The 13,546-nt window shown below is 73.8% G+C and carries 11 protein-coding genes and 1 riboswitch; of the genes, 9 read left to right on the forward strand and 2 right to left on the reverse strand.

What is annotated here, in order from left to right; genetic code table 11:
* Window positions 1-96 precede the first annotated feature (96 nt).
* On the forward strand, window positions 97-717 hold the full coding sequence (locus tag ACZ4M3_RS25690) for a hypothetical protein (protein ID WP_467736385.1): 621 nt from the start codon (window positions 97-99) through the stop codon (window positions 715-717).
* A complete protein-coding gene (locus ACZ4M3_RS25695; RefSeq protein WP_467736387.1) occupies window positions 714-2,216 on the forward strand; it encodes a protein kinase domain-containing protein in 1,503 nt (500 codons plus the stop codon). Before ACZ4M3_RS25690 ends, ACZ4M3_RS25695 begins: the two co-directional genes overlap by 4 nt.
* 1 nt (window position 2,217) lies before the next feature.
* On the opposite strand, the gene ACZ4M3_RS25700 is transcribed toward ACZ4M3_RS25695, so the two are convergent.
* The gene (locus tag ACZ4M3_RS25700; protein ID WP_467736389.1) at window positions 2,218-4,560 is read right to left on the reverse strand and encodes a YfhO family protein; all 2,343 of its coding nucleotides are present in this window, start codon (window positions 4,558-4,560) and stop codon (window positions 2,218-2,220) included.
* 195 nt (window positions 4,561-4,755) lie between these two features.
* Here ACZ4M3_RS25700 and ACZ4M3_RS25705 point away from each other — a divergent pair, with 195 nt between their 5' ends.
* Window positions 4,756-5,379, forward strand: a complete 624-nt coding sequence (locus tag ACZ4M3_RS25705) for a SurA N-terminal domain-containing protein (RefSeq protein WP_467736391.1) — start codon at window positions 4,756-4,758, stop codon at window positions 5,377-5,379.
* Window positions 5,380-5,407: 28 nt separating this feature from the next.
* On the forward strand, window positions 5,408-6,400 hold the full coding sequence (locus ACZ4M3_RS25710) for a nucleoside triphosphate pyrophosphohydrolase (protein ID WP_467736393.1): 993 nt from the start codon (window positions 5,408-5,410) through the stop codon (window positions 6,398-6,400).
* Between the two features lie 32 nt (window positions 6,401-6,432).
* On the opposite strand, the gene ACZ4M3_RS25715 is transcribed toward ACZ4M3_RS25710, so the two are convergent.
* Window positions 6,433-7,650: a globin domain-containing protein gene (locus ACZ4M3_RS25715; RefSeq protein ID WP_467736395.1), complete on the reverse strand. Its 1,218-nt coding sequence runs from the start codon at window positions 7,648-7,650 to the stop codon at window positions 6,433-6,435.
* 120 nt (window positions 7,651-7,770) lie between these two features.
* On the opposite strand from ACZ4M3_RS25715, the gene ACZ4M3_RS25720 reads away from it, so the two are divergent.
* The 5 genes from ACZ4M3_RS25720 (at window position 7,771) to ACZ4M3_RS25740 (ending at window position 13,542) form a co-directional block, all read left to right on the forward strand.
* Entirely contained in the window at window positions 7,771-9,045 is a 1,275-nt protein-coding gene (locus ACZ4M3_RS25720) for a cytochrome P450 family protein (protein ID WP_467736397.1), read from the forward strand.
* A gap of 114 nt (window positions 9,046-9,159) precedes the next feature.
* A complete protein-coding gene (locus ACZ4M3_RS25725) occupies window positions 9,160-10,227 on the forward strand; it encodes a transglycosylase family protein (RefSeq protein WP_467736399.1) in 1,068 nt (355 codons plus the stop codon).
* A 276-nt stretch (window positions 10,228-10,503) separates the two neighbouring features.
* Window positions 10,504-10,675: riboswitch (cyclic di-AMP (ydaO/yuaA leader) on the forward strand.
* A gap of 3 nt (window positions 10,676-10,678) precedes the next feature.
* The gene (locus ACZ4M3_RS25730; protein ID WP_467736401.1) at window positions 10,679-11,392 is read left to right on the forward strand and encodes a transglycosylase family protein; all 714 of its coding nucleotides are present in this window, start codon (window positions 10,679-10,681) and stop codon (window positions 11,390-11,392) included.
* 250 nt (window positions 11,393-11,642) lie between these two features.
* Window positions 11,643-12,938: a phosphopyruvate hydratase gene (eno, locus tag ACZ4M3_RS25735; RefSeq protein WP_453355721.1), complete on the forward strand. Its 1,296-nt coding sequence runs from the start codon at window positions 11,643-11,645 to the stop codon at window positions 12,936-12,938.
* 115 nt (window positions 12,939-13,053) lie between these two features.
* Entirely contained in the window at window positions 13,054-13,542 is a 489-nt protein-coding gene (locus ACZ4M3_RS25740; RefSeq protein WP_136213601.1) for an FtsB family cell division protein, read from the forward strand.
* Window positions 13,543-13,546 lie beyond the last annotated feature (4 nt).

Below are 13,546 nucleotides of genomic sequence, written 5' to 3' on the forward strand. Positions count from 1 at the left end.
CGACCGTACAACGGTTGGGCACATCCCCTCACCATGGCCGGAATCGCTGTATACGCTCTACCCGCAACCCTTCCGCTCGGCCCGTCAGGAGCACCGATGCACGCCCCCGGCATCCCGCCGCAGCATCACCACCGGCCCAGTACCGAGGGCGTGGTGGCGCTGCGCGTGCTGTTCGCGCTGCTGCCGGTCCTGAGCTGCGGATTCCTGGCCTGGGGCACGATGCTGCGGCTCGCGATAGTGACCCGCGCCGCCCGGGACTGGACGCTGCTCGCGCTCAGTTGCGTGCTCTCCGTGGCCTCGGTCGCGCTGATCGGCGCGGACCCGACACCGGACACCAGCGGCTGGCAGGGCAACGCCGGCGCCGGCACCATCCTCCTCACCGGCTTCGCCACCTGCGTGTACTTCCTCGTCGCCGACATCCGTCACCACGAGCAGCGGGCCGCCGCGCCCGCCGCCCCCTGGTACCCGGCGCAGCAGCCGCCCTACCCGAACCCGCAGCAGACCACGCCCGCCTACGGCTACCCGCCCGCGGCGACGACGCCGGTCCCGGCGCCCCCGCCCCCGCAGGTCCCGCCGCAGCCGACCCCGCCGCCGCGCATCGGGCAGGTCCGCGCCGAACTCGACGAGCTCAGCGAACTGCTGCGCAAGCAGACTCCGCCGCCCGGCGGCCCCCACCAGGACCCGGACCGGACCGCCGTGCAGGGCCCGGAGCAGTGACCGACCGGCTGATCGGCGAGCGCTACCAGCTCGCCTCCGTCCTCGGCCAGGGCGGCATGGGCCAGGTGTGGACCGCCTACGACCGGCGCCTGGACCGCCGCGTCGCCGTCAAGCTGCTGCGCCCCGACAAGGTCGCCGGTCCCGGCACCGTCGCCGAGGAGCTGCGCCGCCGCTTCGTGCGCGAATGCCGGGTGACGGCGCAGGTCGACCATCCCGGCCTGGTCACGGTGCACGACGCGGGCAACGACGGCGACGAACTCTTCCTGGTGATGGGCCACGTCGAGGGCTCCAACCTGGCCGACCACCTCGTGGAGCACAGCCCGTACCCGTGGCCGTGGGCGGTCGCCGTGGCCGCGCAGCTGTGCTCCGTGCTGTCGGCGGTGCACGCGGTGCCGATCGTGCACCGCGACCTGAAACCCCGCAACGTGATGGTCCGCCCGGACGGCACCGTGCTGGTGCTGGACCTCGGCGTCGCCTCCGTGATGGACACCGACACCACCCGCCTCACCAGCACCGGCACGCCCATAGGCAGCCCCGCCTACATGGCCCCCGAGCAGGCCATGGGCGGCGCCGTGGGGCCGTACACCGACCTGTACGCGCTCGGCGTGCTGCTGTACGAACTCCTCAGCGGCACCGTCCCCTTCGCCGGGTCGACCGCGCTGGGCGTGCTGCACCGGCACCTGTACGAGCCCCCGGCGCCGGTGCGCCGGGTACGGCCCGAGATCCCGCACGCGCTGGAGGCCGTACTCCTGCACCTGCTGGCCAAGGATCCGCAGGACCGGCCCGGTTCCGCGCAGGCGGTCTACGAGGCCCTCGCGCCGCTGCTGCCCCGCCAGGGCGGCGCCCCCTCCGGGCCGCTCGACCCGACCCGGCCCTTCCTGCGCCCCCAGGCCCCCTGGCCCGACCGCGCCACCGCCCCGCAGGCCCCGCCGCAGCCCCCGGCCGCGCCCCGGCCGGACATCCCGGGAGCGGTGGACGAGGCGCGCAAGCTGCTGGACCAGGGGCAGCTGACCCAGGCCGGGGACATCCTCGGCGGCATCCTCCCGGCGGCGGCCGCCGAGCACGGGGAGCACTCGCCGGTGGTCCGCTCGCTGCGCAAGCAGTACGCGGCCACGCTGATGGACGACGGCCAGTACCGCCGGGCGCTGCCCGAACTGCGCCGGCTCGCCGAACAGTTCCCGGCCGGGGACGCCCAGGCGCTGCGCTTCCGCTACGACGCCGCGCAGTGCCTGGAACAGCTCGGGGAGCCGGCGGCGGCCCTCGCCGAATACCGCTCCCTGCTGCCGCTGTTCGAGAACCACTACGCCAACCCGGACCCGGGCCTGCCGCTGGAGGTCCGGCGCCGGATAGCGCACCTGCTGCTGTCCATGGGCGACCGGGCGGCGGCCCACGACACCCTGGTCCGGCTCCTGTTCGACGCGGACCGGCTGCACGGACCGGCGCACCCGCTCCCCTCGGAGATCCGCCGCACCCTCCAGTGGCTGGGCCAGGTCCGCTGACTCACCCCCGGCGGCGCCACCGGGCCCGTACGGCCACCAGCAGCAGGGCCGCCGCCGCGAGGGCCGCCCCCGGCAGCAGTCCCGGGGGCCGGAACGCGCAGCTCACCGTGGTGGCACGGCCGTCCAGCGGGACGGCGACGAGCCCCAGGCGGGCGCCGGCCGGACGCCCGTCGCAGGTCCAGCCGGCGATGCCGGGCGCCGCGAGGACGGCGGTGCCCGTGGTGCCCGGGCGGAAGGTGGCGCCGACCCCGGACGCGCCGACCCGCACCCGGACCGGGGCCGATGCGCGCAGCGCCGCCACCGCCGCGTCCAGCCGGGTCCGGTCCAGGCAGCCGAGCAGCCACCGCGCGGGCGCCGCCCCGTCGAAGACCAGGGCCGAGGAGGCGCCGTGGGAGGGGCCCATCGGCTGGAGGGCGGCCCGGTTGCGCGGGGGAGTGGCGTTGAAGCGGAACGCCGGCCCGTCCGCCAGCCGGGCGGTGGCGTTGTACTGCGGGGCCCACAGGAACGCCTCGGTGCCCGCCCGGCACACCCCGGGGGCGACGGGGTCCTCGTAGACCCGGGCGCCCAGCAGGAGTTCCTGGTTGGCGAACGGCGACTCCCCGTAGGCCGGCGCCGGTCCCGGCGGGCGGAGCGTGACCAGCGGCAGGGTCGCGGCGCGGGCGATCGTGCCGTCGGGGCGCAGCCGGGCGCCGACCGCGAACAGGGCGTCGGTCACCGGGTTGTCCAGGCTCTGCACGTTGCGGCCGCGCGAGGTCCAGCCGGCCCCCAGGGCGACCATCGTGCGGGTGAACACGTCGGGCGTGTGGCTGCTGTAGTAGGCGCCGCCCTCCCCGCCCAGCAGCAGCGGGTCGTTGCCCGTCAGGGCGGGCCGGCCCGGGTCGGTCCGGTACGCGGGCCAGTCCTCGGCGCCGGCCAGCGCGGCGGCCCGGGCGGAGTGCGCGGGGCCCCAGGAGGGGTAGTCGTCCAGGCCGCGCAGGGTGCCCTGGTGCCCGTACGCGGTCGTCGCCGCGGCCTGCGCCACCAGGACCAGCGCCAGCACCGAGGCCGCCGGCCGGGCGGCCCGCCCCCGGCGTCCGAGCAGCCCCCAGGCGGCCACCGCCAGGGCTGCTCCGGCGCCGAACAGGCCGTACCCCCAGCCCGTCGCGAGCCCGCTGCCGGCCGCCCCCAGCGCGACGGCGCCCAGCACCCCGGCCCCCGCCGCCAGGGCCGCGAAGCCGGGCGGCCCGGCCGCCAGCGCGGTCCAGGCGGCGATCACCACGATCCCGGCGAGGACGAAGGTCTGCCGGTACGGGCTGCCGTTCGGCGTCGCGAAGACGTGCCAGGCCAGATGGGTCGGCGTCCACTGGAGGGACAGCAGCACCGCCACCACCAGGCCCGCCCAGCACAGCCGGGTCCGCAGCGGCAGCGCCCGGTGGAACGGCAGGGCCGCCGCCAGCAGCAGCGTGCCGGTCCCGACGAACAGCGCCGGGGAGGAGAAGGAGTAGGTGGCGGGCAGCAGCCGCGCCAGCAGGTCGGACGCCGGCACCGGCCGGAACTCCTTGAACCAGCCCGGGTAGGCCTGCTTCGAGCTCAGGAACACCGGCAGCAGCACCGGCGCGGACAGCGCCACCCCCAGTACGGTCGCCGTCGCCGCCCGCCCGCACACCCGCAGCCGGTCCCGCACGCCCTCCCGGGCCAGCACCACCCGCACCAGCAGCACCAGCGCGGCGCCCAGCGTCGCCATGTAGGCGGTGTAGAAGTTCGCCGTCCAGCAGACGGCCACCACCAGCACCCCCGCCACCGGCCGCCGCCCGCGCAGCGCCCACTCGCCCGTCAGGCACAGCAGCGGGAACGCGATCAGGCCGTCCAGCCACATCGGGTTGTAGGACGCCTCGATCAACGACCAGCCGCACAGCGCGTACGAGGCGCCCAGCAGCCCGGCCCCCCACCACGGCCCGGGCCGCTGCGTGCGCAGCAGCCAGGCCATCGCCGCCCCGGCCACCGCCGTCTTGAACACGGTGACGACGTACACCGCCAGGTCGATGTCGGTGCGCGGGAAGAGCCCCACCAGCACCGCGAACGGGCTGCTCAGGTACGTCCCGTAGTCGGGCAGGAAGCTCGTCCCGTACCCGGACTGCCAGTTGAGCAGCAGGCCGCCCGCGGCGCGGCCGTGCAGCAGGTCCCACAGGTGCGCGTGGAAGGGCACGAACTGGTTGCCGAGGTCGTTGACGCTGCGGTGGCGGTGCCCGTACGGGAAGACGCGTGCGACGGCGTCCCCCGCACACACGGCCACCGTCGTGAGCAGAGCGGCGAGCGCGGCGCCCATGAGTGAGGTGCGGCGCCGGGAGCGGTGCGGTGTCGACATGGTGGGCCGACCCTGGCAGCGGCACCGGTCCGCCGGATGACAGCGGGGTGGCGGGGGCACGAACATGCGCCGCACCCCGACACCCCGGTAATCGTTGGTCGAACCGGTGGCTCGGAACCCCCCGACTGCATACCATCGATCACCGCACGGCCTTCTTGTGCATCGCCGCACAATCTCCCGGCCCTGGAGGCTCCTTTGCACCGTCGCACAGCGCTCTCCGTCTCCGCCGCCCTGCTCGCGGCGGCCCCCCTGCTGTCCGCCTGCTCCGGTCAGGCACATCCCGGCACGGCGGCCGTCGTCGGCGGTGAACGGATCACCACCTCAGCGCTCCAGGCCCAGGTGAACGACGTCCGCAACGCGCAGAACCGTTCCGGGCAGGGCGACCAGCTGATCGAGGCGACCCCCCGCCTGGACCGGTCCAAGCTGAACCGGATGATCCAGACCGCCGTGCTGGAGCGGGCGGCGAAGGACGCCGGGGTCACCGTGACGACCAAGGAGATCGAGGACGTCCGCAAGGCGCAGCTCCAGCAGGCGGGCACCCCCGCGGCACTGGAGACGGCGGCCCTCCAGCAGGCCCAGCTGGCCCCGGGCCAGATGGACGCGGACACCCGCTTCAAGCTGCTGCGCGACAAGCTGTTCGAGCACTACGGCGACCAGGACAAGGCGCTGGCGAAGCTCTCCGCCGCGGCGAACGCGCTGCACGTCCAGGTCAACCCGCGCTACGGCCGCTGGGACGCGCGGCAGATCCTGCTCGGCGACGAGACGACCCCGTGGATCACCCAGCAGACCCGGCCCGAGCAGGCCCCCGCCGGGGCCTGAGCCGGACCCGCGGAGGTAGGTTCGGAGGGTGACTGAGCACGCGCCGCCCTCCGAGCCCACCGGCCGCATCGTCCTGCTGACCACCAGCCACCGGGTCGCCCCCGGTCTGCTGTCCTGGTCGGCGTGGCAGACCTTGCATGCCGCGGACCGGGTGCTGTGCGCCGACCCCGGCCACCCGCAGCTGCCGTACCTGCGCGAGGCGGGGGTGGAGGTGGCGCACGAGAGCCCCGACGCCCACGCCCTCGTCGAGGCGTGCGCCGGCGGCCGTACCGTCGTGGTGCTGCCGGCCGGTGAGGGCGACCAGCGGCTCACCGACGGACTGGCCCGGCTGGCCGGCTCCGGCCGGGTCGCCATGCCCGACCTGGAACTGCTGCCCGGCTCCTACGACCTGCCCGGCGCCCGCCTGCTCGACCTGGTGCAGGTGATGGACCGGGTGCGCCGCGAATGCCCCTGGACCTCGCGCCAGACCCACGAGGGTCTGGTGAAGTACGCCATCGAAGAGGCGTACGAGCTGGTCGAGGCGATCGAGGCGGGCGACCGCGAGGAACTGCGGGAGGAACTGGGCGACGTCCTGCTCCAGGTCTTCTTCCACGCGCGGATCGCCCAGGAAGGCCGCCCGGAAGACGGGGCCGAGCCGTTCTCCATCGACGACGTGGCCGGGGACCTGGTCGAGAAGCTGATCCGGCGGCACCCGCACGTCTTCGGCGACGCGGAGGCCGAGACCCCCGAGGACGTCAGCGCGCACTGGCAGCGCACCAAAGCGGTGGAGAAGCAGCGGGAGTCGGTCACCGACGGCGTTCCGCTCGGCCAGCCCGGGCTCGCGCTCGCGGCCAAGCTGGCGGGCCGGGCCCGGGCGGCCGCGGTGGCCGTGGAGCTGCCGCGCGGCGAGGGGATCGGCTACGAACTGCTCGAACTGGCCGCGCGCGCCGAGGCGCAGGGCATCGACCCCGAGACGGCGCTGCGCGCGGCGGCCCGCGCCTACCGGGCGGCGATCCGCGCGGCGGAGGGCGTCGGGGAGTAGCGGAGCGGTCGTAGGCAGGAGGGGAGCGGGGGTCACGGTTCCCGGGGCGCGCGGGCCGCGGGGTCGTGCCAGTGCGGTGCCGGGCGGCTGAGGAACCATTCCCCGAAGCCGAGGGGCCGCCCGTCCGGGCCGTGCCCGCCGCCGGTCCCGGTGGGCGGCACCTCGTCGTGGAAGACGCGGCCGGGGTGCGCGCCGAGCTGCTCCAGGAGGCGGGCGGTTCCCGCGATGAACGGCGCCGGCCCGCTGAGGTAGACGTCCTGCTCCCACCACAGCCCGCGCCGGCCGAGCGCCGCCGCCAGCCGGCCGGTGGCCCCGGCGCGGTGCTGCCCGGGGGCCGGGGTGATGTAGGTGACGGCGAGCCACCCGAAGGCGGCGGCGTACGCGTCGATGAAGGGCCGGTCGTAGAGGTGCGCGGCGTCCCGCGCCACGACGAAGAGCCGGACGGCACCTCCGGACGGGCGCTGCGCGAGCTCTTCCAGCAGGGCCCGGACCGGGGCCCAGCCGGTGCCGGCGGCTATCAGGGTGACGGGGCGGCCGTCGCGGCGCAGTGTCAGCGCGCCGCCGGGCGCGCCGAGGCGCAGCAGCTCGCCCGGGTCCGCGCCGCCGACCAGGACGGTGCTGAGCCGGCCCCCCTCGATCCGGCTCACGTGCAGGTCGACGGTCCCGTCGGGGCGGGGCGCGTTGCCCAGGGAGTACGTGCGCCAGGTGGCCGGGACCCGGTCGCTGCTCACGCTCACGTACTGGCCGGGCCGGTGGCCCAGCGGGGCGTGCGGCCGCAGGGTCAGTACGGCGACGTCCCGTCCGTAGCGCAGGTGGCGCACGATCTCGGCGTCCCACCAGGGCGGGTCCTCGCTCTGCGCGGCCGCGGCGGTCATCACCCCGGCGATCACCCGGTACGCCTCGGCCCAGGCCCGTGCCACGGCCGGGGTCCACGCCTCGCCGGCGGCCTCGGCGAGCGCGGCGAGCAGGCTGGTGCCGACGGCCGCGTACTGCTCGGGACCGGCCAGGAACTTGCGGTGGTCGCGGCCGAGGTCGCGTAGATAGGGGAGGAGCGACTCGCTCTCCAACTGGGCGACGACATGGGTGAGGGCGGCGAACAGCCGGTCCCGCTGCCGCTGCATCTCCTCGGGGGCGGCGGGGAAGAGCCCGCGCAGCTCGGGGTGGTGCCAGAAGAGGTGGGAGTAGAAGAACCTGGCCGCGTGCTCGGCGCGTCTCTCCACCACGGCGAAGCTGCTCTTCAAGATCCTCACGTCCACAGCACCGAAGTAGGAACGGCGAACGCGGCCGCGTCAAGCGGGAGCGTATCTGCGGCCAGCCCGGGCGAACCGCCCAAAGCGGATGCCGGCCGGCGGCCGGGATACGGTCGACGGGTGCACGAGCCGACTCCCGCAGCCCCCGAAGACCCCGCCTCCCCCCAGGGCCCCACCCTGTTCGACTGGGAGTTCGCCACCGACCCGTACCCGGCGTACGCCTGGCTGCGGGAGCACGCCCCCGTGCACCGGACCAAACTGCCCAGCGGGGTGGAGGCCTGGCTGGTGACCCGGTACGCCGATGCCCGCCAGGCCCTCGCCGACCAGCGGCTCAGCAAGAACCCGGCGCACCACGCGGAGCCGGCGCACGCCAAGGGCAAGACCGGGATCCCGGGCGAGCGCAAGGCGGAGCTGATGACGCACCTGCTGAACATCGACCCGCCGGACCACACCCGGCTGCGCCGGCTGGTGTCGAAGGCGTTCACCCCGCGCAGGGTGGCCGAGTTCACCCCGCGGGTGCAGGAGCTGACCGACCACCTCATCGGGCAGTTCGAGGGCCGGGGCGAGGCGGACCTCATCCACGAGTTCGCGTTCCCGCTCCCCATCTACGCCATCTGCGAGATGCTCGGGGTACCGCGCGAGGACCAGGACGACTTCCGGGACTGGGCCGGGATGATGATCCGGCACGGCGGTGGGCCGCGCGGCGGCGTCGCCCGCTCGGTCAAGCAGATGCGGACGTACCTCGGCGAACTCATCCACCGCAAAAGGGATGATCTGGGCGATGACCTCATCTCGGACCTGATCCGGGCCAGCGACCACGGCGACCACCTGACGGAGGCCGAGGCCACCGCCATGGCTTTCATCCTGCTTTTCGCCGGTTTCGAGACGACGGTCAACCTGATCGGCAACGGGCTGCACGCCCTGTTCATGAACCCCGGCCAGCGTGAGCGCCTCCAGGCCTCGCTGGCCGCCGGGGAGGACGCCCTGCTCGCCACCGGGGTCGAGGAACTGCTGCGCTACGACGGCCCGGTGGAGCTGGCGACCTGGCGCTTCGCCACCGAGCCGTTCGTCCTCGGCGGGCAGCACATCGCCGCCGGCGACCCGGTCCTGGTGGTCCTCGCGGCCGCCGACCGGGACCCCCGGCGGTTCGCGGATCCGGACACCCTGGACCTCTCCCGCAGTGACAATCAGCACCTCGGGTACGGCCACGGCATCCACTACTGCCTCGGCGCCCCGCTGGCCCGGCTCGAAGGCCAGACCGCCCTCGCGAGTTTGCTGATGCGTCTGCCGGATCTGGAACTCGCCGTTCCACCTGCGGACCTGCGCTGGCGCGGCGGACTCATCATGCGTGGCCTGCGCACCCTTCCGGTCCGCTTCACACCCCGAAACACCTGAGGCCATAACGGGGCACCTGCTGACCCGGAGTCAGCTACCGGCCGAACTTGTGACATGCGTTCGAAGGGGGCTAGGTTCTGCCGTTACCCCGCCGTTATGCGAAAGGTGCACTACATGCGTTCCGGGAACGGCCGCCACAGACGCCCCCGCCAGGTACCCGCCATCGTCGTCACCGCCGGAGTCACGGGCTCCGCGCTGGCCCTGCCGCTGCTGGCGGCCACCAACGCCTCGGCTGCCGACACCTCCACGTGGGACAGCGTCGCCGAGTGCGAGAGCGGCGGCACCTGGAGCGCCAACTTCGGCAGCGGTGCCTACGGCGGACTCCAGTTCACCCAGGAGCAGTGGAACAACGCGGGCGGTCTCGAATTCGCGGCGCGCCCCGACCTCGCGAGCCGGTCCCAGCAGATAGCCGTCGGCGAGCGGGTGCTGGCCTCGCAGGGCCCCCAGGCGTGGCCGCTGTGCGCCGCCTCCTCCGGGCTGGTCAAGGACGGCCCCGCCGCCGACGTGGACCCGGGCGCACCGGGCACCCCCCGGCAGGTCGCCCCCAGCCCGTCCCGCCCCGACAACGCGGTCCCGGACACCGGCTCCGGTGACCCCGCCACCGACTTCGGCGCACCCACCCCGGCCGCCCCGGCCCCCGGCGCCCCGAGCCCGTCCGCCACGGCGCCGTTCGCGCTGCCCGTCGCGCCGCTCGCGCCCAACAGCGGACTGCCCGTCATGCCCGAGCCGGACCTGCCGACGACGCCCGGCCCGACGCAGCCCACCGGCCCGACGCAGCCCACCGGCCCGGCCACCACCGGCCCGGCCACCCCGACGACCCCGGGCAGCCCGACGGCTCCGGCCACGCCCGCCCCGTCCGGGACGCCCGCCACGCCGACCGTCCCGGCCGCCGGGACCCCCTCCGCCACGCCGAACGCCCCCGCGGCCGACTCCGCGACCGGCTCCACCGCCGAGGGCGGCGGCAAGCACCGCGGCCCGGCGGCGGTCGAGACGCCCGCGGCGCCTGACGCCGCGTCGGACCCCACGTACACGGTGAAGGCGGGCGACAGCCTGACCGCCATCGCCGACGCCCAGGGCCTCAAGGGGGGCTGGAACGCGCTCTACCAGGCCAACGAGCAGGTCATCGGCAACGACGCCGACCTCATCAAGCCCGGGCAGAATCTGGATCTAACCAAGAAATAACGGGCACTTCGGGCGGCCGTAAAGAGCTGAATGCCCGTTATCCGCAAGTGAGACATGCGTCTCTTCCGGTCAACTGGCGTGTCTCGTACCGAAGCTCCCGCAAACCCCGCCCTCACCTGCGAAAACGCCCCTAAGCGGAACGCAAGCAGGCCGATTTCTCCCCGATGTCCCTCGTTGAACATCGGGGAGAGACCTGTCTACCTTCTGAATCGCTCGCCACCGCGGGCCCCTTCGACCGCATCGCCGAATCCTGCCGGCGGACGGAGGGAACAGTCGTCGCGTAAAGCGCCGAAGGCAGGAGCGGGGGAACCAAGGTAGGCGCCGGGACCGGCCGTTGAGAGACGGCCACGGAACCGGCTAGGGGTTAAGCCGCGCGCTGGTCGCGCGGCCGGGCAACTCACTCGCCCGAACCCGACAGCTCACCTCGCAGGCGTCGGTGAGGAGAAACTCCATGCTGCTTTCCGGCAAGGGCAAGCACCGCCGCGCCACGGCCATTGAGCGGACCACCCGTATCGTCACGCTCGCCGGCGTCGCCGGTGTCGCCGTCGCCGCGCCGCTCATGGCAGCCGGCTCCGCGAGCGCTGCCACCGGCTCCGAGTGGGACCGCGTCGCGGCCTGCGAGTCCGGCGGCAACTGGGCCATCAACACCGGCAACGGTTACTACGGCGGCCTGCAGTTCTCGTCCTCCACCTGGGCCGCCTACGGCGGCAAGGCGTACGCCGCGCAGGCCAACCAGGCCTCCAGGGCCCAGCAGATAGCCATCGCCGAGAAGGTCCTCAAGGGCCAGGGCAAGGGCGCGTGGCCGTCCTGTGGCGTGGGCCTGTCGAACTCCTCGTACAGCGGCGGCGGCGCGGCCGAGGCTCCCAAGCCGCAGCCGAAGACCGAGACCAAGGCCGCCCCGGCGCCGAAGAAGGAGACCAAGCGGCCCGAGGCCCCGGTCACCCGCTCCGAGCGCGCCGAGGCCCCCACCACCAAGGCCGCCCCGAAGACCGAGACCCCGAAGACGGGCAACGGCTCGTACGAGGTCAAGGAGGGCGACACCCTGGGCACCATCGCCGAGGTGAACGGCGTCAAGGGCGGCTGGGAGAAGCTCTTCGAGCTGAACAAGGACATCGTCCCCGACGCCGACCTGATCTTCCCGGGTCAGAAGCTGAAGCTCAGCTGAACCATCGGGTAACACCGACTCCGGCCACCGCCCGGCGCGTACCCCCACGCGCCGGGCGGTGGCGCGTCCGCGGCCGGACCACGGCCGATCGGCGGACCCTTTGTCCGGGAAAGCGGGTGTCCGGCCGGTTTTTCGTCCCAGGACCCGGGCGGTCGGCGGGTCCAGTGCCCGGAGCCGGTTAGGCTCTAGTCGGCAGGGCCGTCCCACGGCCGCCTGCCACCGCACACCCAGCGTCACATCCCAGAAGGAGATGCTCGTGCCGTCCATCGACGTCGTCGTAGCCCGGGAAATCCTGGACTCCCGAGGCAACCCCACGGTCGAGGTCGAGGTGGGCCTCGACGATGGCAGCACCGGCCGTGCTGCAGTCCCGTCCGGCGCCTCCACCGGCGCATTCGAGGCCATCGAGCTCCGTGACGGTGACCCCAACCGTTACATGGGCAAGGGTGTCGAGAAGGCCGTCCTCGCCGTCATCGAGCAGATCGGCCCGGAGCTCGTCGGCTACGACGCCACCGAGCAGCGGCTGATCGACCAGGCCATGTTCGACCTGGACGCCACCGACAACAAGGCCTCCCTCGGCGCCAACGCCATCCTCGGCGTCTCCCTGGCCGTCGCGCACGCCGCGTCCGAAGCCTCGGACCTGCCGCTCTTCCGCTACCTCGGCGGCCCGAACGCGCACCTGCTGCCCGTCCCGATGATGAACATCCTCAACGGTGGGTCGCACGCCGACTCCAACGTCGACATCCAGGAGTTCATGATCGCCCCGATCGGTGCGGAGTCCTTCTCCGAGGCGCTGCGCTGGGGCGCGGAGGTCTACCACACCCTCAAGAAGGTCCTCCACACCAAGGGCCTGTCCACCGGCCTGGGCGACGAGGGCGGCTTCGCCCCGAACCTGGAGTCCAACCGCGCCGCGCTCGACCTCATCCTCGAGGCCATCAAGCAGGCCGGCTACACCCCGGGCAAGGACATCGCGCTCGCGCTCGACGTCGCCGCGTCCGAGTTCTACAAGGACGGCAAGTACGAGTTCGAGGGCCAGTCCCGCTCGGCCGCCGAGATGACCGACTACTACGCCGAGCTCGTCGAGGCGTACCCGCTCGTGTCCATCGAGGACCCGCTGTTCGAGGACGACTGGGCCGGCTGGAAGACCATCACCGACCGGCTGGGCGCCAAGGTCCAGATCGTCGGCGACGACCTCTTCGTCACCAACCCGGAGCGGCTGGCCCGCGGCATCGAGGAGGGCTCCGCGAACGCCCTGCTGGTCAAGGTCAACCAGATCGGTTCGCTGACCGAGACCCTCGACGCCGTCGAGATGGCCCAGCGCAACGGCTTCAAGTGCATGATGTCGCACCGCTCCGGCGAGACCGAGGACGTCACCATCGCCGACCTCGCCGTCGCCGTGAACTGCGGTCAGATCAAGACCGGCGCCCCGGCCCGCTCGGACCGCGTCGCCAAGTACAACCAGCTGCTGCGCATCGAGGAGATCCTCGACGACGCCGCCGTGTACGCGGGCCGCTCGGCCTTCCCGCGGTTCAGGTCCGCGGACCAGTAAGCACGACAAGGGCCAATCACCGCCTCGCGGCGCTGGCCTCCGTACGTCCCCGCACTCGGTCCCGTACCGTGTGCGGGGACGTATTGCGTACCGCGTGCGAAGGGGAGGCGGGACCATGGCCGGGAACCGGGATCGGTTCTCCACCTTCTCGACCGCGACGAGGCTCAAGCAGCTCGGTGAGCGGACCGCCGCCCACGTGTACCGCTCGCAGTCGCGCCGCCAGGTCCGCCGCAGCCGGCTCACCGGCCGCGCGGCGCTGCTCGTCCTCGTCCTCTGTACGCTGGTCGTCGCCCTCGCGTATCCGATGCGCCAGTACGTGTCCCAGCGCTCGGAGATCGCGGACCAGCAGCGGGCCGCCGACGGCGCGCGCAAGCGCCTCGAACAGCTGCGCGACGAGAAGGCCCGCTGGCAGGACCCGGCCTACGCCGAGCAGCAGGCGCGCAAGCACCTGCACTTCCTGCGCCCGGGCGAGATCGGCTACATCATGAACGACCCCGGGGCCGAGGCCGCAGAGCACCGCCGCACCGGGCAGGCCGGTTCCGACCGGCCCTGGTACTCGAACGTCTGGGACGGCGTCGACAAGGCCGACCGGCCCGGCGACTGACCCA

The organism is Streptomyces sp. NPDC026522, from assembly GCF_055567555.1.